The 17,025-nt window shown below is 72.5% G+C and carries 17 protein-coding genes; 10 read left to right on the top strand and 7 right to left on the bottom strand.

Going from position 1 to position 17,025, the window contains the following annotated elements; all coding sequences use genetic code 11:
* Positions 1-18 precede the first annotated feature (18 nt).
* The 5 genes from HAV40_RS02755 (at position 19) to HAV40_RS02735 (ending at position 5,039) form a co-directional block, all read left to right on the top strand.
* A complete protein-coding gene (locus HAV40_RS02755; RefSeq protein ID WP_166378622.1) occupies positions 19-450 on the top strand; it encodes an SHOCT-like domain-containing protein in 432 nt (143 codons plus the stop codon).
* A gap of 290 nt (positions 451-740) precedes the next feature.
* Positions 741-1,505, top strand: coding sequence for an ABC transporter ATP-binding protein (locus HAV40_RS02750; RefSeq protein ID WP_166378620.1), 765 nt, complete (start codon positions 741-743; stop codon positions 1,503-1,505).
* Positions 1,502-2,263: an ABC transporter permease gene (locus HAV40_RS02745; RefSeq protein WP_166378618.1), complete on the top strand. Its 762-nt coding sequence runs from the start codon at positions 1,502-1,504 to the stop codon at positions 2,261-2,263. Before HAV40_RS02750 ends, HAV40_RS02745 begins: the two co-directional genes overlap by 4 nt.
* 114 nt (positions 2,264-2,377) lie before the next feature.
* Complete coding sequence (locus tag HAV40_RS02740) at positions 2,378-3,889, top strand: PHP domain-containing protein (RefSeq protein ID WP_203671361.1); 1,512 nt, start codon at positions 2,378-2,380, stop codon at positions 3,887-3,889.
* A 100-nt stretch (positions 3,890-3,989) separates the two neighbouring features.
* Positions 3,990-5,039, top strand: coding sequence for an enoyl-CoA hydratase/isomerase family protein (locus HAV40_RS02735; RefSeq protein WP_166378616.1), 1,050 nt, complete (start codon positions 3,990-3,992; stop codon positions 5,037-5,039).
* 47 nt (positions 5,040-5,086) lie between these two features.
* On the opposite strand, the gene HAV40_RS02730 is transcribed toward HAV40_RS02735, so the two are convergent.
* Positions 5,087-5,707 carry a GOLPH3/VPS74 family protein gene (locus HAV40_RS02730; RefSeq protein ID WP_166378614.1) on the bottom strand — a complete coding sequence of 207 codons (621 nt, stop codon included), beginning with the start codon at positions 5,705-5,707 and terminating at the stop codon, positions 5,087-5,089.
* A gap of 9 nt (positions 5,708-5,716) precedes the next feature.
* Positions 5,717-5,923 (bottom strand): type II toxin-antitoxin system antitoxin, encoded by a 207-nt coding sequence (locus HAV40_RS02725; protein WP_166378612.1) that lies wholly within the window; start codon positions 5,921-5,923, stop codon positions 5,717-5,719.
* A 74-nt stretch (positions 5,924-5,997) separates the two neighbouring features.
* Between HAV40_RS02725 and HAV40_RS02720 the strand changes: the two genes are divergently transcribed.
* The 3 genes from HAV40_RS02720 (at position 5,998) to HAV40_RS02710 (ending at position 13,029) form a co-directional block, all read left to right on the top strand.
* Positions 5,998-6,942, top strand: coding sequence for an acyltransferase domain-containing protein (locus tag HAV40_RS02720; RefSeq protein ID WP_166378610.1), 945 nt, complete (start codon positions 5,998-6,000; stop codon positions 6,940-6,942).
* Between the two features lie 76 nt (positions 6,943-7,018).
* Positions 7,019-9,691 (top strand): helix-turn-helix transcriptional regulator, encoded by a 2,673-nt coding sequence (locus HAV40_RS02715; RefSeq protein WP_166378608.1) that lies wholly within the window; start codon positions 7,019-7,021, stop codon positions 9,689-9,691.
* Positions 9,692-9,840: 149 nt separating this feature from the next.
* Entirely contained in the window at positions 9,841-13,029 is a 3,189-nt protein-coding gene (locus tag HAV40_RS02710; RefSeq protein WP_166378606.1) for a M28 family peptidase, read from the top strand.
* A gap of 110 nt (positions 13,030-13,139) precedes the next feature.
* Here the strand turns inward: HAV40_RS02710 and HAV40_RS38260 are convergent, their stop codons facing one another.
* The 3 genes from HAV40_RS38260 to HAV40_RS02695 form a co-directional block, all read right to left on the bottom strand.
* Positions 13,140-13,451: a sterol carrier protein domain-containing protein gene (locus tag HAV40_RS38260; protein WP_239086304.1), complete on the bottom strand. Its 312-nt coding sequence runs from the start codon at positions 13,449-13,451 to the stop codon at positions 13,140-13,142.
* Positions 13,452-13,551: 100 nt separating this feature from the next.
* Entirely contained in the window at positions 13,552-13,860 is a 309-nt protein-coding gene (locus tag HAV40_RS38255) for a hypothetical protein (RefSeq protein ID WP_166378604.1), read from the bottom strand.
* Between the two features lie 109 nt (positions 13,861-13,969).
* Positions 13,970-14,848, bottom strand: coding sequence for an RNA polymerase sigma-70 factor (locus HAV40_RS02695; RefSeq protein ID WP_166378602.1), 879 nt, complete (start codon positions 14,846-14,848; stop codon positions 13,970-13,972).
* Between the two features lie 134 nt (positions 14,849-14,982).
* Here HAV40_RS02695 and HAV40_RS02690 point away from each other — a divergent pair, with 134 nt between their 5' ends.
* Positions 14,983-15,366 carry a DoxX family protein gene (locus HAV40_RS02690; protein WP_166378600.1) on the top strand — a complete coding sequence of 128 codons (384 nt, stop codon included), beginning with the start codon at positions 14,983-14,985 and terminating at the stop codon, positions 15,364-15,366.
* A 149-nt stretch (positions 15,367-15,515) separates the two neighbouring features.
* Here the strand turns inward: HAV40_RS02690 and HAV40_RS02685 are convergent, their stop codons facing one another.
* Positions 15,516-15,887 (bottom strand): hypothetical protein, encoded by a 372-nt coding sequence (locus HAV40_RS02685; protein ID WP_166378598.1) that lies wholly within the window; start codon positions 15,885-15,887, stop codon positions 15,516-15,518.
* 272 nt (positions 15,888-16,159) lie between these two features.
* Between HAV40_RS02685 and HAV40_RS02680 the strand changes: the two genes are divergently transcribed.
* A complete protein-coding gene (locus HAV40_RS02680) occupies positions 16,160-16,297 on the top strand; it encodes a hypothetical protein (protein WP_166378596.1) in 138 nt (45 codons plus the stop codon).
* Between the two features lie 36 nt (positions 16,298-16,333).
* Here the strand turns inward: HAV40_RS02680 and HAV40_RS02675 are convergent, their stop codons facing one another.
* Entirely contained in the window at positions 16,334-16,999 is a 666-nt protein-coding gene (locus HAV40_RS02675; RefSeq protein WP_166378594.1) for a DUF2306 domain-containing protein, read from the bottom strand.
* Between the last annotated feature and the right edge of the window lie 26 nt (positions 17,000-17,025).

Below are 17,025 nucleotides of genomic sequence, written 5' to 3'. Positions count from 1 at the left end.
GCAGAGGGAGGAGCAACGATGAACGAGCAGCGCCGCCAGGTCCTGGAGATGCTGGCAGCAGGAAAGATCACCGCGGAGGAGGCTGAGCGGCTGATCGACGCCCTCGGGCGGGACCAGCTACAGACGTCGCCGGGAACCGGGTCCGGCGCGAAGTCGCGCCCCAGGTATCTGCGCGTGATGGTGGTCGCGGACGAGGACCCGGCAGGTGAGGGTTCGTCCCGGATCAACGTCCGGGTTCCGCTGCAGCTGCTGCGGGCAGGGGTACGGCTCACCAGCCTGGTCCCGCCGCAGGCGCTCAGCCGGGCCAACGCCGAACTGCACCGGTCGGGCGTCAACATCGACCTGACCCAGCTCAAGCCGCAGCACCTCGACGAGCTGATCGAGCACCTGGACGAGCTCACCGTCGACATCGACTCCGCGGAAGCCAAGGTGCAGGTGTTCTGCGAGTAACCACCACGGCCCGGCTCGACTTCTGACGGCGAGCGCCGCGCGTCCGACGCGCGTCCCGATGCTCGTCTCCCCGCGGCGTTCTCGTCGCCGCGTACAGCACGACGGCTCCTGACCCAGGGCCGCCGTGGCTCGTCCACACCCTTGTGCACCTGTGCGACTCGGCCTGCTGGTCGAGGGAGTCCTGCTGCCCGCGAACGGATGTCGCGCCGCGGCGGGCCGTCCGCCCACTCGATCCGCCAGGGCGGCTTCGCACGCCACAGGTGATCGTCGAATAAGGAGACACCACCCCCATGTCCACCGCACCCCCGGCGGTCCACGTCAGTGGACTGCACAAGTCATACGGAAAGCTGGAAGTCCTCAAAGGCGTGGACTTCAGCGTCGCCGCCGGAAGCATCTTCGCGCTGCTCGGCTCCAACGGCGCGGGCAAGACCACCGTCGTACGCATCCTGTCCACCCTGCTCAAGCCCGACAGCGGCACGGCGGGCGTCGCCGGTTTCGACGTGCTGGCCCAGCCCGAGCGGGTCCGCGCGTCGATCAGCCTGACCGGCCAGTTCGCCGCGGTCGACGCCATCCTCACCGGCCGGGAGAACCTCGTCATGGTCGCCAGGCTGCGCCAGGTCAAGAATCCCGGCCAGGTCGCCGACGACCTGCTGCGGCGCTTCGGGCTGACCGACGCGGCCGGTCGCCGGGTGGCGACCTACTCCGGCGGGATGCGCCGCCGCCTCGACATCGCGATGAGCCTGATCGGCGACCCGCCGGTGATCTTCCTCGACGAGCCGACCACCGGCCTGGACCCGGAGGGCCGCATCGAGGTGTGGAAGGAGATCCAGGGCCTGGCCGACAGCGGCACCACGGTCCTGCTGACCACCCAGTACCTGGAGGAGGCCGAGAAGCTCGCCGACCGGATCGCGATCCTGCACCAGGGCACCATCATCGTCTCGGGCACCCTGGCGGACCTGCGCAAACTGCTGCCCGCCGCGAAGGCAGAACTCGTCGAACGTCAGCCGACCCTGGAGGAGATCTTCCTGGCCGTGGTGAAGAAGGAGCCGTCATGAGCACGCACGTCATCAGCAACACCGGGGTCATGCTCGGGCGTTCCATCCGGCACGTCACCCGCAGCATGGACACCGTCATCACCGTCACGATCATGCCGATCGCGTTCATGCTGCTGTTCCGGTACGTCTTCGGCGGCGCGATCCAGGCCGGGACCGCGAACTACACCAACTACCTGATGCCCGGCATCGCGCTCATCGCGATCGCCAGCGGCATCTCCTACACCGGCTTCCGGCTGTTCAACGACATGCAGAGCGGCATCTTCGAACGTTTCCACTCCATGCCGATCGCGCGCTCGTCGGTGCTGTGGGGACACGTGCTCACCTCCGTGGTGTCCAACGCGATCAGCGTGGTCGTCATCTTCGCCGTGGGGCTGCTGATGGGCTTCCGGACCTCGGCCGGGGTGCTGGCGTGGCTCGCCGTCGCCGCGATCCTGACCCTGTTCACCCTGTCGCTGACCTGGGTGGCGATGATCGCGGGACTGGCCGCGTCCTCGACCGACGGGGCGACCGCGTTCTCGTACCCCCTGGTGTTCCTGCCCTTCCTCAGCTCGGCTTTCGTGCCGACCGCCACGATGCCGGGGCCGGTGCGGGCCTTCGCCGAGAACCAGCCGGTCACCTCCATCGTCAACGCGATCCGGGCCCTGTTCGAGCAGCAGCCGGTCGGCAGTGACATCTGGATCGCCCTGGGCTGGTGCGTCGGCATCCTCGTGGTCGCGTACGCGTTCGCGATGCGGGTCTACCGCCGCAAGATCGCCTGATCGGCCCGCCCGAGCCGCCCGCCGCCACGCGGGCGGCTCGACCCTCTCCGAGATCGGCCCCCGTCCGTCGGCGTGCCGATCCGGTCTCCGGCCTGGTCCACGGTAGGTATAGGTGTGATCCGTCGCCCGAACTCCGGCCTGTCCCGCCGGTCGCTGCTCGCCTGCGCCGCCGCGGCCGGGCTGACCCCTCTGGTCGCGGGCGCGGGAAAGCCGCCGCGCGGCCTGCGCTGGGTCGCCGGGGACCATCACGTGCACACCAAGTACAGCGGCAGCGCCGACGCCCCCTACCGCATCGAACAGCACGTCGAGCGCGCTGCCGGGTTCGGGCTGGGCTGGCTGGTGGTGACCGACCATCCGGGTCCGGCCCACCGCAGCCACGGGCTGGCCCGGTCCTTGGACGACCTGCGCCGGGCCCGTGCCGACCACCCGGACATGCAGCTGTTCCAGGGCATCGAGTGGCGGGTCCCGGCCGGGGAGCACGCGACGCTGTTCACCGCGCCGGGCCCACACGAGGCGAGCCTGCTGGCCGACTTCGAGGCCCGGTTCGACACCGGTCTCAACGACTCCGTCGGGTCCGGGGCCGCCGGGCAGGCCGAAGCCGTGCGGGCGCTGGACTGGCTGTCCGCGCAGGTCCGGGCCGGTCTGGCACCGATGGCGCTGTGCATCCTCAACCATCCCAGCCGCGCCGGGACGTACGGTCCGGCCGAACTGCGGGCGCTGCGTGACGCGGGCGCGATCGTCATCGGCATGGAGGGCGCGCCCGGCGGGCAGGCCAACGGAATCCCGGCCGCGGACGGGGGAGTGGGCGGCGACCGCGGCTCCTACGGCCGGGGCCCGTTCGCCACCTCCTATCGCGGCTATCCGGACGAGGCTTACCGCACCTACGGCGGGTTCGACTGGCTGACCGCGACCGTCGGCGGCATGTGGGACGCGATGCTCGCCGAAGGGCTGCCGTGGTGGATCACGGCCAGTTCCGATGCGCACAAGGTCTTCGGCGAACGCTGGCGCAGCGGCGGGCCGCCCGGCGCCGACGGCTCCTACCCCGACCCCGTGATCGACCCGTCGCCCGGTGCGGCGGGCGGGTTCTGGCCCGGCCAGTACAGCCGCACCCACGTCGGCGTCACCGGCGGCGGGCCGCTGGCGGTGATGCGGGCGCTGCGCGACGGCCGGGTCTGGGTCGACCACGGCCACCTCGTCGACGCCGTCGCCGTGTCGGTGGGCTCGGCCACCCTCGGTGAGGTGGCCACGGTCGACCGCGGCGACGGCATCGACGCCGACATCACGGTCACGCTCGCCTCGCGGGACAACGCCAACGGTGACCGGCCACGGCTGCGGCGCGTCGACGTCATCGCGGGCCCGGTCACCGGCCGGGCCGCACCCGATGCCCGGACCGCGCCCGGGACGCGGGTGGTCGGCTCGTACGACGTCGACGAGGCCGGCGGCACGGTCACGCTGCGGCACCGCTTCGGCGACGTACGCGAACCGTTCTACGTACGGCTGCGCGGCACGGACGGCAACGTCAGCGCACGGGACTCGATCGAGCCGCGGCCCGACCCGTCGGGGGACGCCGACCCGTGGCGCGACCTGTGGTTCTACACCAACCCGGTGTTCGTCGATGTGAGCTGACGCGCTGTCAGTCGGCGCGGCGCGCTGCTATATCGTCCGGCACCGTGGAGCAGCCTGAGCACGTGCCCGGATCCGGACCCGCCCGAGGGGAGGCCCGCGCATGAACGCACCGACCGTGCTGACCGGCGTCACCGGACACCTCGGCCGGATCACGCTGAACCGGCCGCGGGCGATCAACGCGCTGACCACCGAGATGGTCACCCTCATGCAGCAGGCGCTCGACCGGTGGGCCACCTCCGGCGAGGTCCGGACCGTGCTGATCAGCGGGGCCGGTGACCGGGGGCTGTGCGCAGGCGGCGACATCCGCGCGCTGCACGCCGACGCGGTGTCCGGTGGCAGCGCGTCCCTGGACTTCTGGGCGCGGGAGTACCGGCTGAACGCCGGCATCGCCCGCTACCGCAAACCGGTCGTGGCCTGGATGGACGGCCTGGTGATGGGCGGCGGCATCGGGATCTCCGCGCACGCGGGGGTGCGCCTGGTCACCGAGCGCTCGCGGCTGGCGATGCCGGAGGTCGGCATCGGCTTCCACCCCGACATCGGCGGCAGCTGGCTGCTGTCGCACGCGCCCGGCCAGGTCGGCACCCACCTGGCCCTGACCGGGACGTCGGTCGGCGCGGCCGACGCCGTCCACGCGGGGCTGGCCGACAACTTCGTGCCCGCCGACCGGCTGGCGCCCCTGGCCGAGGCGCTGACCAGCGGCGACGCGGCCGAGGCGGTGGCCGCGTTCGCGGTCGCACCGCCGGAGGGCGAGCTGGCCTCGTGCCGGGAGTGGATCGACCGGTGCTACGCCGCGGACTCCGTGGCCGAGATCCTGGACCGGTTGCGTTCCGACCCGGCCCCGGCCGCGCACGCGGCGGCGAAGGAGATCGCCGCCAAGTCGCCGACCGCGCTCGTGGTCACCCTGCGCTCGCTGCGCACCGCCGCGCGCCTGCCGTCGCTGGAGGCCGCGCTGGATCAGGAGTACCGGCTGTCGGCGTCGATGCTGAGGTCGCCGGACTTCGCCGAGGGGGTTCGTGCCCAGATCATCGACAAGGACCGCAACCCGCGCTGGCATCCGGCGAGCCTCGCCGACGTCGACGCGGACGCCGTCGAGGGATACTTCGCGCACTCCGGCGACGACCTCGGCCTGGCCGCGCGGGGACCGCGCTGACGCAGGGCTCCCCACGGGGACAGGCGAGGGAGCTTCGGGCGTGCTCGTCAGGCGCCCGACTCCATGGCCGCGTGGTGGTCGCGGATCACCTTGCGCAGCGCGGGAAGTGCCGGACCCGCCTGTCCCACCAGCGATTCCAGCCGCCGGGCGTGCTGGCGGGTCTGCGCCCGGCTGATCGCGATGCGGATCTCGCCGACGGCGGCCAGCGCGGTCAGTGCGCCGGCCCGCGGATCGGCGCTGCCGCCGTTGAGCGTGTGGCTGACCGTGGAGCGGAGCTGGCTGACCGCCCGGTGCTCGTGCAGCTTCACTCTGGTGGCGGGGAAGAGGCCCAGCATCCGGTAACGCTCGGTGGTGATGACGCGGTCGTCGACCAGTCGCTGCTGCACCGCGCGGAACATGGGCGTCTGGCCCCGGTTGACCCACCAGGCCCATTTCTTGGGCTTCGGCGCGGCCGCGATCGACGCCAGCACTTCGGCGAGCAGCGGATCGCTGACCTTGGTGCCCGTCGCCTGCGGCCTGCCGTCGGCATCGGACAGCGCGCCGCGCTGGTGCAGCTCGGTGAGCGCCGCGGCGCGGATCACGTAGCCCAGGTAACCGTTGCAGGTCAGCTTGCCTTTGTCGGTGTTGTACGCCAGCAGGTAGACCTGCGAGGTGAGGGGCAGTTCCATGACCGGCTCTCAATCTGACGTGTTCCTGGGGGGACGGCCGCGCCGCCGTGGCTCGCCCGCGTCGCCGGGCAGCCGATCGGCCTGGGCCAGTGACTGACGCAGCAGGTACTCGATCTGCGCGTTCACGCTGCGCAGGTCGTCGGCTGCCCAGCGGGCCAGCGCGTCGTGGATCGCCGGGTCCAGCCGCAGCAGCAGTTGCTTACGCTCGGCCGCCATGCCGCTATCATAGTGATATCTATTTTCCGGGCGCAAGTGCCACGCGGCCACCCGACAGCACGTAGACTCCGCGCGTGGATCTGGACGACACCGCCTCCCGGCTCGGCGTACCCGTCACGGACGTCGCACGCGTGCACCAGCTCGCCGGTGACCTGCCGTCGGCTCCACTGCCCGCCAAGGCCGACGCCCCGGCGCTCCTCGACCGGCTCGGGGTGCGCCCGGACGACGCCGCCGAGATCATGGCGGGCTGGCCCGACCCCGGCTCCCCGCTGTGGACGCCGGAGCTGCGCTGGCTGCTCGACCGCTCGATCGCCCTGGTCCGCGCCGACCTCGGCGGGACCGGCTGGCTGCCGCCCGGCCCGGAACTGCCCCGCGAACAGGGCCTCGCCTGGCGGCACCTCTACGTGTACGCCTACCTGGCCCTGGTCGACGTCGTCACGGCGTACCACCGCGAACACGGCGTAGCCGGGGACGTGACCTGGGCGACCCTGGCCGACCTGGGCCGCAACCTCGCCATCGACCGGCGCATGAGCGGCGAGGGCTGGCCGGTCATGCAGGCCTGGCTGACGCTGCACGCGCGCGGCGGCCTCTACCAGCTCGGCCGCCTGCAGCACCATCGCGGCGACACCGCCATCAGCCTGCACATCCCCGAATCGGGGCCGCTGACCCCGGAGGCGATCGACGCCTCGCTCGACGAAGCCCGCGCGTTCTTCCCGCGCCACTTCCCCGACGAGGCGTACACCGCGTTCTCCTGCGGCTCGTGGCTGCTCGACCCGCAGCTGCGGGAGTACCTGCCCGAGGACTCCAACATCATCCGGTTCCAGCGCAGGTTCGAGCTGGAGCCGTACGAGGAGCCCCAGGGCATCGACGCCGACGTCGAGGTGCTGCGCTTCGTGTTCCGCTCGCTGACCACGCCGCTCGACCGGCTGCCGCGCGACACCGTGCTCCGGCGCGCGGCCATCGACCACCTGGCGGCGGGCCGCCACTGGCGCTGGCAACGCGGCCACTTCCCGATCTAGACCCGCATGGCACGCGGCGAGACGCCTGATCGCCGCGGGGGTATCGCGCCGGTCAGGTATCGCCTAGCCTGGCCGGGTGCTGGTCGGGCGGGAAGATCTGCTGACCGAGGTACGCGCGGCACTGGCCACCTCGGGTCGGGCCGTGCTGACCGGACCGCGCGGCGCCGGGCGCACGGCTATCCTCGGCGCCCTCACCGAACAGCTCACCGCCACCGGGCGTCCGGTGGTGCGGATGTCGCCGGCCCGGGACATCGCGCACCTGGGCCTGGCCGACCTGCTGGAACAGATTGCGCCGGACGGCGTGGACGGGCTGCCCGCCCGCCAGGCCGTCGCGGTCGAGGCCGTGCTCTGCCGTGGCGAGCAGCGCCCCGCCGATCCGCTGGCGCTGCGCCTGGGCGCGCTCGCCCTGGTGCGGCAGCTCGCGACCGCGCCGGTGCTGGTCGTCGACGACGTGCAGTGGCTGGATCCGCTCAGCGTGGACGTGATCGGCTTCGTCGCGGACCGGGCCGAGCTGGCGCTGCTGACGGCCCGGCCCGCCACCGCCGGGCCGACCGCGGGCCTGGACCGCGACGCCGTCGAGTTCGCGATCCCGCGGCTGACCGTGGCGCAGGTGGTGGAGCTGCTGGGCAGCCGCGGCCTGGCCTACCGGACGGCCGTGCAGGTGCACGCCGCGTCCGGCGGCCATCCCCGGCTGGCACTGGCGCTGGGCACGGGTCCACACCGGACCGGCCGCGCCCGGGGCGGCGCGGCGGTGCTGTCGCGTGCCGTCGAGCAGGCGGCGCAGGACCTGCTCGACGGGACGGCACCGGGCGTACGCCGCCTCGTGCTGCTCACCGCCCTGGCCGGGCGGCTGCCGACGCCGATGCTGCCGCGCTCGGCGGTGTCCGCGCGCGACGTCGTGATCGCCGAACTGGCCGGTCTCGTGCAGGTCGACCCCGACGACCACCTGCGCCTGTGCGCCGAGGTGCTGGCCGAGGTGGTGACCGCCGACGCCGGTCCGGACGAGCTGGCCGAGGGGCACCACACGCTCGCCGCAGCCGCGATCGACGAGCCGACCCGGCTCTGGCACCTCGCGATGACCGCGACCGCGCCCGACGCTGCACTGGCCCACGCGCTGGCCGGGGCACGGGCCACCATGCGGGCGCGCGGACGCCCCCGGCGCGCGGCCGAACTCGCCCTGCGGGCCGTGGACCTCGCCCCGGCCGACCTCGATCGCGGCACGGTCGTGCGCTGGCTGCGCGACGCCGCCCAGGACGCCGGAACCGCCGGTGACGTGGTGCTCGTACGCCGCATGCTGGGCCGTCTGGAAAGCGTCGACGCACCGGCCGCCGACCGCGCCCGGGCCCGCCTGGCCGCGTTCGACGCGGCGGGCCAAGACCTCGACGGCTGCGAGGAGCTGCTGTCCACCGTGCTCAGCGAGGCCAGCGGGCATCCGGGCCTGCTCGCCGAGGCCCACCTGCGGCTGGCGGTGCGGGCCAACATCACCGAGGGCGCGCCGCCGCGCGCCGCCGTGCACGCCCGTCACGCCGTGCAGCACGCCGTCGCCGCGCGCGATCCCGCCGTGCAGGCGTCGAGCCTGGCCTACCTGGCGCTCATGCAGCGGGTCGTCGGCGACCCGGTGGCGGCCGCGCAGACCCTGGCCGAGGCGCTGGCCGTGGCACCCGGACCGCACGGGGCCCGGCTGGTGAACGCGCCGCCGCACGTCGCCGCGCGGCACGCGTTCTTCGACGACCGGCTCGACGAGGCACGGCAGGGCCTGCTCGGGCTGCTGCCGCAGGCCGAGGCGGGCGGTGTGCCCGAGGACCTGGCGGAGGTGCTGCGGGCGCTCGCCGAGGTCGAGATCCGGATGGGCCGGTGCGCCTCCGCGCTCGGCCACGTCGGCCGGGCCCTGGCGATCACCGAGTGGTCGGGCATGTCACCCGGCCCGACCTGGTACAGCGCGGCGCTGGTCGAACTCGCGGCGGGCAGCCCCGCGAAGGCCCGCGTACTGGCCGACGGGGCGGTGCGCGCGTCGGCCGAGGAGCACGACCAGCTCTACCTGACCCGGGCCACGTACGCGCGCGGACTGGTCCAGCTCGCCGCCGGTGACGCCGCGGGGGCGGTGGCGTCGCTGCGTACGGTGCAGGAGCTGGCACGGCAGCAGCACGCACGGGACCCGTCGATGCTGCGCTGGCACGGCGACCTGGCCGAGGCCCTGATCGCCGTCGGGGAGACCGCGGCCGCCGCCCGGCTGATCGAGCAGACCCGAGGGCTGGCCGCACCGGGCCGGTCGGGCGGGGTCCCGGCGGCCCTGGACCGTGCCGAAGGGCTGCTGCTGTGCGCCACCGGACCCGCGGCGCAGGCGGCGGAGGTGCTGGAACGCTCGGCGGACACGTTCGCCACGCTGGGCATGCCGCTGGAGCAGGCCCGCTCGCTGCTGGCGCTGGCGTCGGCGCAGCGCCGCCAGCGTCGCTGGGCCGCGTCGCGGGACACGGGCGCGCTCGCCGAGGCGATCTACCGCGAGCGCGGAGCCGCGCCGTGGGCGGCGGCACGGGCCACGGAGCCCGGCACGGCCGAGCGCCGGGGCCTCAATCCCGCCGACGCGCGGATCGTCGAACTGGTCGCGGCCGGGGCGAAGAACCGGGAGATCGCCAACGCGCTGTTCCTGAGCGTCAAGACGGTGGAGTCCTCGCTGACCCGGATCTACCGCATCATGGGTGTGCGCTCACGGGTGCAGCTGTCGCTGCTGCTGGCGGCCGAGTCGCCGTGACGTGCGCGCCGCGCGGACCCGTTGCGCGGCAAGGACATCCCTGATCCTCGGCGGGGCCATGCAAGGGTTTCCTCTGTTTCGATCCATGTGCATTTCCGGTTGGCTCCCTCCAGCCGCATCGCGAGGTGCGGCAGGAGGAGGAGTCACTCATGAAGCACAGAGCTGGCCTCGCGGCGGCCGCCGCAGGCTTGATCCTTGCCGGCAGCATCGTGGTCGCCACCGGGCTCACCGCGTCGGCCGCCGTCACCCCGGCATCGCCCGGTGACCGCCTGGACCCGGCCGCGCGGGCCGTCGCCGCCGCCGACCGGGCCGCTGTCAACGGTCTCGACGCGCTGCGCAAGCACAGCAGCGCCGAGGAGTTCGACCGGCGTGCCGTCTACCGCAGCACGACACCGTCCGGACAGGACCTGTTCCACGTCTCCTACAACCGTACGTTCAAGGGCCTGCCGGTGGTCGGCGGCGACGCCGTGGTGGCCACCGACGCCACCGGCAGGGTGCTCAGCACCGTGTCGGCGACCAGCGGCGACGTCGCCGTGAACACCCGGGCCACCGTGCCGGCCGCGCGGGCCGTGACCGTTGCCAAGCAGGGCTACCTGCGCGTCGACAAGACCACCGAGCCGCGCCTGGTGGTGCTCACCCTCGACCAGCCCAAGCCCGTACTGGCCTGGGAGGTGCAGGTCTCCGGCGTCACCAAGGCGCAGCCGAGCCGCAAGAACGTCTACGTCGACGCGCGGACCGGCAAGGTGGCGTACGCCCAGGAGGAGATCCAGGCGGGCACCGGCACTGGGGTCTGGAGCGGGTCGAACCTGCAGATCCCGACGTCGGGGTCCAGCGGCAACTACCAGATGCGCGACACCAGCCGCGGCATCAGCTGCGCCAACTACAGCAACGGCACCGGCTCGATCTTCACCGACGCCGACGACGTATGGGGCAGCAGCAGCAAGACCGACAAGGTCTCCGGCTGCGTCGACGTGTTCCACACCAGCGCCAAGCAGTCCGACATGGTCAACCAGTGGCTGGGCCGCAACGGCCTCAACGGCAACGGCGGCGCGTGGCCCTCGTACGTCGGCCTCGCCGACCGCAACGCCTACTGGGACTACGTGCCCAACGCGACCCTGTTCGGCTACAACCAGGCCGGGCAGTGGCTGACCGGCATGGACGTCGTCGGCCACGAGAACGGCCACGGCATCGACGAGAACACCCCCGGCGGCACCTCGCAGGAGGCCGGGCTCGGCGAGGGCACCGGCGACATCTTCGGCGCGCTGACCGAGCACTTCATCAACAGCTCCGTCGACGTGCCGGACTACGAGACCGGCGAAATGGTCAACTTCTCCGGCAACGGCAAGCCGCTGCGCTTCATGTACAACCCGTCGCTGGACGGGCGCAGCCCCAACTGCTACTCGTCGTCGATCCCGAACACCGAGGTCCACGACGCGGCCGGGCCGCTCAACCACTGGTTCTACCTGCTGGCCGAGGGCAACAGCCCCGGCAACGGCAAGCCGAACAGCCCGATCTGCTCCGGCGGCCCGTCCTCGGTGACCGGCGTCGGCATCCAGACCGCGGGCAAGATCTTCTACAACGCCATGCTGCTCAAGACCTCCGGCATGACGTACAAGAAGTACCGCATCGCCACCCTGCAGGCCGCGAAGAACCTCGACAGCACCTGCAACCTGCACGCCCGTACCAAGGCGGCCTGGGACGCGGTCACCCTGCCCGCGCAGTCGGGCGAGGCCACCTGCACGCCCTCGGGCAGCGACTGGTCGATCGCGCTGAACCCGTCCTCGGGCACCGTGCAGCCGGGCAGCGGCACCACCGCGACCGTGCAGACCACCACGACCGGCGGCAGCGCGCAGAACGTGACGCTGAGCGCCACGGGCGCGCCGTCCGGGGTGGGCGTGTCGTTCAGCCCGACGTCGGTGCAGACCGGCAACAGCTCCACGATGACCGTCACCACCACGTCCGGCACCACGCCGGGCACCTACACCATCACCGTCAACGGTGACGGCACCACCGACCACTCCGCCCAGTACACCCTCACCGTCGGGACCACCACCCCGCCGCCGACCGCCCCGGACATCGACGTCGCCAAGATCCAGGCGCACCTGAGCCAGTTCGGCACCATCGCCTCCCAGAACGGCGGCAACCGCCGGGCCGGGTCGGCCGGGTACACCGCGTCGGTGAACTACGTGAAGTCCAAGCTGGAGGCCGCCGGATACACGGTGACCCTGCAGGACTGCACGAGCTGCACGTACCGCTCCAACAACCTCATCGCCGACTGGCCGGGCGGCCCCGCCGACCAGGTCGTCATGTTCGGCGCCCACCTCGACGGCGTGTCGGCCGGTCCCGGCATCAACGACAACGCCTCGGGCTCGTCGATCCTGCTGGAGTCCGCGCTGGCGCTGGCCGCCGCGAACCCGACGACCGCCAAGCACGTCCGCTTCGGCTGGTGGACCGACGAGGAGCAGGGCCTCAACGGCTCCCGCTTCTACGTCAACTCGCTGACCTCGACCCAGAAGTCGGCGATCAAGGGCTACTACAACTTCGACATGGTCGCCTCGACCAACGGCGGCTACTTCATCAACAACATCAACTCCGCCACGTCCGCGCCGATGAAGGAGTACTGGGACTCCCTCAGCCTGTCCCCGGAGGAGAACGTCGAGGGCCAGGGCCGGTCCGACGACGCGTCCTTCAAGAACGCGGGTATCCCCACCAGCGGTTACGCGACCGGTGCCGGTAACAGCAAGACCTCGGCGCAGGCGAGCAAGTGGGGCGGCACGGCGGGATCGTCGTACGACCCCTGCTACCACCAGTCGTGCGACACCGTCAACAACATCAACGCCACGGCGCTCAACCGCAGCGCGGACGGCCTGGCGTACACGATCTGGAAGACGGCGGTGAGCACCGGGCCCGGCCCGTCGCCGTCGCCGAGCGCCAGCCCGTCGCCCTCGCCGAGCTCGGTGCCGTCGCCCTCCCCGTCGACGACACCGCCGGGCGGCCGGACCTTCACCAACGGCGCCGACTACCAGATCGTGGACAACCGCATCTACAGCCCGGTCGTCTCCACGGCCCCCGGCCTGGCGGTGTCCCCGGTCCAGCTGTCGGTCACGATCCAGCACACCTGCGCCGAGGACCTCGGGATCAGCCTGATCGATCCCAGCGGCCTGGTCTACGCCGTGAAGACCTCGGGCAGCGGCAACTACCAGTGCACGCCCTTCGGTGGCACGCGCACGTACAGCGTGCCCGTGGCGGCGCTCGCGGCGGGCACCTGGCAGCTGCGGGTGACCGACTACGGTCCGGGCGACTACGGCGTGCTCGACACCTGGTCGATCACGCTCTGACGGGTCGGAGCCGGTCGCCCCTGGCGTGAGCCGTACAGGGAGGCCGCCCACCGGTGCCGCGCCGTCACGGCGCGGCACCGGTCCCGCCGTCTCCGGCAGCCGCCGTCCCGTCAGCCGTCAGAACCAGTGCAGGCAGTGCGGCGGCCGGTCGGTGCGGAACAGGTCGTCGGCCTCGGCGGCCGCGCGCCCGCCCGGTGGGCCCGTACGTGCCCGGCCCGTACGAGCGCGCTCGGGGCGGTGCCACCGAGGTAGACCGCGCCCAGCTCGCGTACGTCCAGGGAAAGGTCGGGCTCGCGGTCCGTGGGGACGCAGGCGGCCCGGCCGTCCCGGACGGTCAGCAGGTAGCGGCCACGAAGACCTTCAGGTCCTGGTCGGACGTGGAACGGATCTCCATTGCCGCCGCCTCTCCGGGGTGCCGCCACCACGACCCGTGGTGGCGCGCGCCAGTCCAGCGGTGACCCGGCACGAGATCCGGTGAATTTCCCCGAAATCGCGGCCAGGTCCGGCGCGGCCCGGTCCCGGCTACACCGTTCGCGCGATCGTGATCCTGCCGCGGCGATGGAAGCGGGACGCCCGGTAGTCCACCGCGGTCTGCCCGCCCAGTTCGACGACGGCGCTCGCCTCGGCCTGGCCGAACGGCTCACCCCTCGGCGGGACGAGCCGCACCGCGATCCGGTGCGGCCCCGCGGCGACGGCCAGCGTGTGCGTGCCCCAGCCCTCGACGAGCTGATCCACGCCGTCGACGCTCAGCTGCGGTGTGCTCGTCCGGTACCGCCTGGTGAGCGACGGGTAGGCCAGCGTCACCCGGAGCATGCCCTGACCGATCGACACGGCCACCTCCTCCGACACCATCATCGCGGCTCGCGGTGCTCCGGTGGGCGCAATCGCGGCGGCACGACGCCGGCACCGCGCCGGCGGTGATCCCGAGCCGCAGCCGCTGTCAGCGGCTGATGGACGTCTCCCGGTTCACGTGGGACAGCTTAGCCGGGTTGCGTACCGCGTACAGGCCCGTGATGAGGCCGTCTGCGACGCGTACCGCCAGCACGGTGTCGATCTCGCCGTCGAACAGGACGAGCAGTGCGGGCGAGCCGTTGATCTCCACGGGCCGCAGCGTCGCCGTCTGGTCCACCTTGACCGCACCGCCGAGCAGCAGCCGGGCGACCTTGTCCGCACCGAGGATGGGCCGCAGCACGGCCTGCTTGACCCCGCCGCCGTCGGCGAGCAGGACGACGTCGGGGGCCAGCACGTCGAGCAGGCCTTGCAGGTCACCGGTCTCGGTGGCGTGCTGGAAGGCCTGGATCACGCCACGGGCCTGGGCCGGCGGGACCGCGCCTCGCGGCCTGCGCGCCGCCACGTGCGAACGGGCCCGGTGCGCGATCTGGCGGACGGCTGCCGGATTCCTGTCGACGGCGGCGGCGATCTCGTCGTATCCGAGGTCGAACACCTCCCGCAGCACGAACACCGCCCGTTCGGTGGGCGTCAGGGTCTCCAGGACCAGCAGCATCGCCATCGAGACGCTCTCGGCCAGTGCGACGTCGTCGGCCACATCGGCCGCGGTGACCAGCGGCTCGGGCAGCCACGTGCCGATGTAGGACTCCTTGCGGCGGCGCAGGGTGCGCAGCCGGGTGAGCGCGAGCCGCGTCGTGATCCGCACCAGGTACGCCCGTGGCTCGTCGACGGTGTCGACGTCGACGCCGGACCAGCGCAGCCATGTCTCCTGCAGGACGTCCTCGGCGTCGGCGGCCGAGCCGAGCATCTCGTAGGCGACCGTGAACAGCAGGTTCCGGTGGGCCACGAAAGCATCGGTGCTGTCGTTCATCGGTGACTCCTCGCGTTGCCGACCATGCAACACACCAGACGCCGCTCACCGCCGCCGTGTGACATCCCATGCGAGTGGTCCAGGTCACTGCTCGCCGCTGTCACAGTGTCCGGGCGGCCGGCATCTACAGGGGCATGAACGTCACCTTGTGGGTCGTCACCGGAATCCTCGCCGCAGTGCTGCTGGTCAGCACCTCGAAAATGTTCGTCCCGCGCGAGAAGATCGCTGCGGTCGGCCACGCCGGACAGTGGGTCCTGGACTTCAGCCCGGCCGCGCTGCGCGTCATCGGGTCGCTGGAGCTGCTGGCCGCCATCGGGCTGACGCTGCCCGCCGTCCTCGACATCGTGCCGGTCCTGGTGCCGGTGACCGCGACCTGCGTGGCGCTGCTCTTCACCGGGGCCGCGATCATGCGGTGGCGCCGGGGCGAGCGGGCCACGATCATCGTCGACCTCGTCTACCTCGCCATGGCCGTCTTCGTGGCCTGGGGCCGGTTCGGCCCGTACGCCTTCGCCGGTTGAGCCACGGCGTGACGGTGCGGGGACGTACGCGACGGCGGCCGGGCTGCGGGCCGCCGACGGGATGACACGACTGCGGCCCGCAGGCCGTGAGGCCGGCGGGCCGCCGGGCGCTGCCCGGGGGAAGGAGAGCAGCGCTCTGGTGAAGCCGGTTACCTGCCGTCCGTGGCCGCCGGGGCCGGGACGGCTGCCGGGTGCCGGCGGACCAGCCACAGCGACGTGCCGGTCAGTGCCAGTGCCGCCACGAACAGGACCGCGTGCAGCACCGGGTCGATGATCGGGACGAACGCGATGATCGCGACCGGCAGTTGCACGAGGGCGATCAGGGCGAGCATCTGGCCGCGGCGCTGCGGGCCCCAGGCGAAGGCCGTCACGATCGGTGACAGCACGACGGCCAGGGTCAGCAGGTCCAGGACGGTGTGCGCCCACGGGTTGGTGACCCGGTTGTGGGCGAAGGCGTAGGCGGGGGCGGCGACGAGCACCAGTCCCACGGTCAGGGCGGCGGTGGTGAGCAGGCGACGCATGGCGACCTCCAGCGCGACGATCAGGTCAGATCACCTTCTGTAACTACACGGTAGGCCTGCCGCGACCACCGCCGGTAGAGCAATCACATGAATGAATACTCCCAGGTAGGTGGTTATCTGCTATATGGCGGACTGCCGTGTGTGCGGTGGTCAGCTGGCGTAAAGGGCGAGCCCGGTGGCGCGAACCGTGCCACGATGCTCGCCATGCCCGTACGCGCACTGAGCTTCGGAGCCATGGCCCAGGCCTACGAGAGGTTCCGGCCGGGTATCCCGTGGAGCTCTTCGACCTGATGTTGCCGCCCGCCGACCAGGAGCAGGTGTACCAGCGGATCCTGCGGGTCCTGCCGGACACGGTCGAGATCGACGCCGACATCACCGCGCATCTGGCCAGACGCCGCCCGCAGCCGTAGCGCCGCTGCCCGTGGACAAGCCCGCGCCGCTCGCGCTCAGCCCACCGGCAGGGCCACCGGTTCGTCGGCCCTGGTCCGCATCGGACGGCGACCGGCACGGCGGATGAACCACTCCGCGACCGCCAGGTTGATCAGCCACCCGGCCGCCATCGCGGTGAACCGGCCCAGCCTGCCCGGCTCGTCACCGGTCAGCAGCAGGGGCAGGTGGGTGAACGCCTGGGTGCCCGCCGCCAGCCCGATCGCGTACCCCCGCATCATCCAGGCCCGGTGCGCGGTGAAATCGCGCCGCCGCACGGCCAGCAGACCCAGCACGATCGCCGCCGCCATGCCGCCGCCGAACACCAGCCGCAGCAGCATCACCCCGGGTCCGTCGATGGGCGGCAGTTCGTAGGCGACCGCCATCCACATCCCCGACAGCGCGGCGACCAGGCCGCACGGGATCAGGACCCGCCCGGCGGCACGGTGCCGGCCCGGCCGCCGCCGGCGCAGCACGGCGTCGAACTGGAACGCGCCGACCAGGCAGTACACGGTCGCGCCGGCGATGTGGAGCACCACCGGCACCGGGTCGGCGAAGAACCGCGCGTTGCCGTCGTCGATCGGGGCCCCGGTGGCCAGTGAGGTCACCCGGAAGGCCCCGGCCGCGACCGGGATCAGGCTGAGGGCGATCAGCGCGTACGGAACAAGGCGAGAACGTTTGGTCACGCCGTCGATGGTGCGGCCGGGGGCAG

This window comes from Catellatospora methionotrophica, assembly GCF_011297335.1.
GTDB lineage: Bacteria > Actinomycetota > Actinomycetes > Mycobacteriales > Micromonosporaceae > Catellatospora > Catellatospora methionotrophica.
This window is presented reverse-complemented; position numbering and strand designations above follow the sequence as displayed.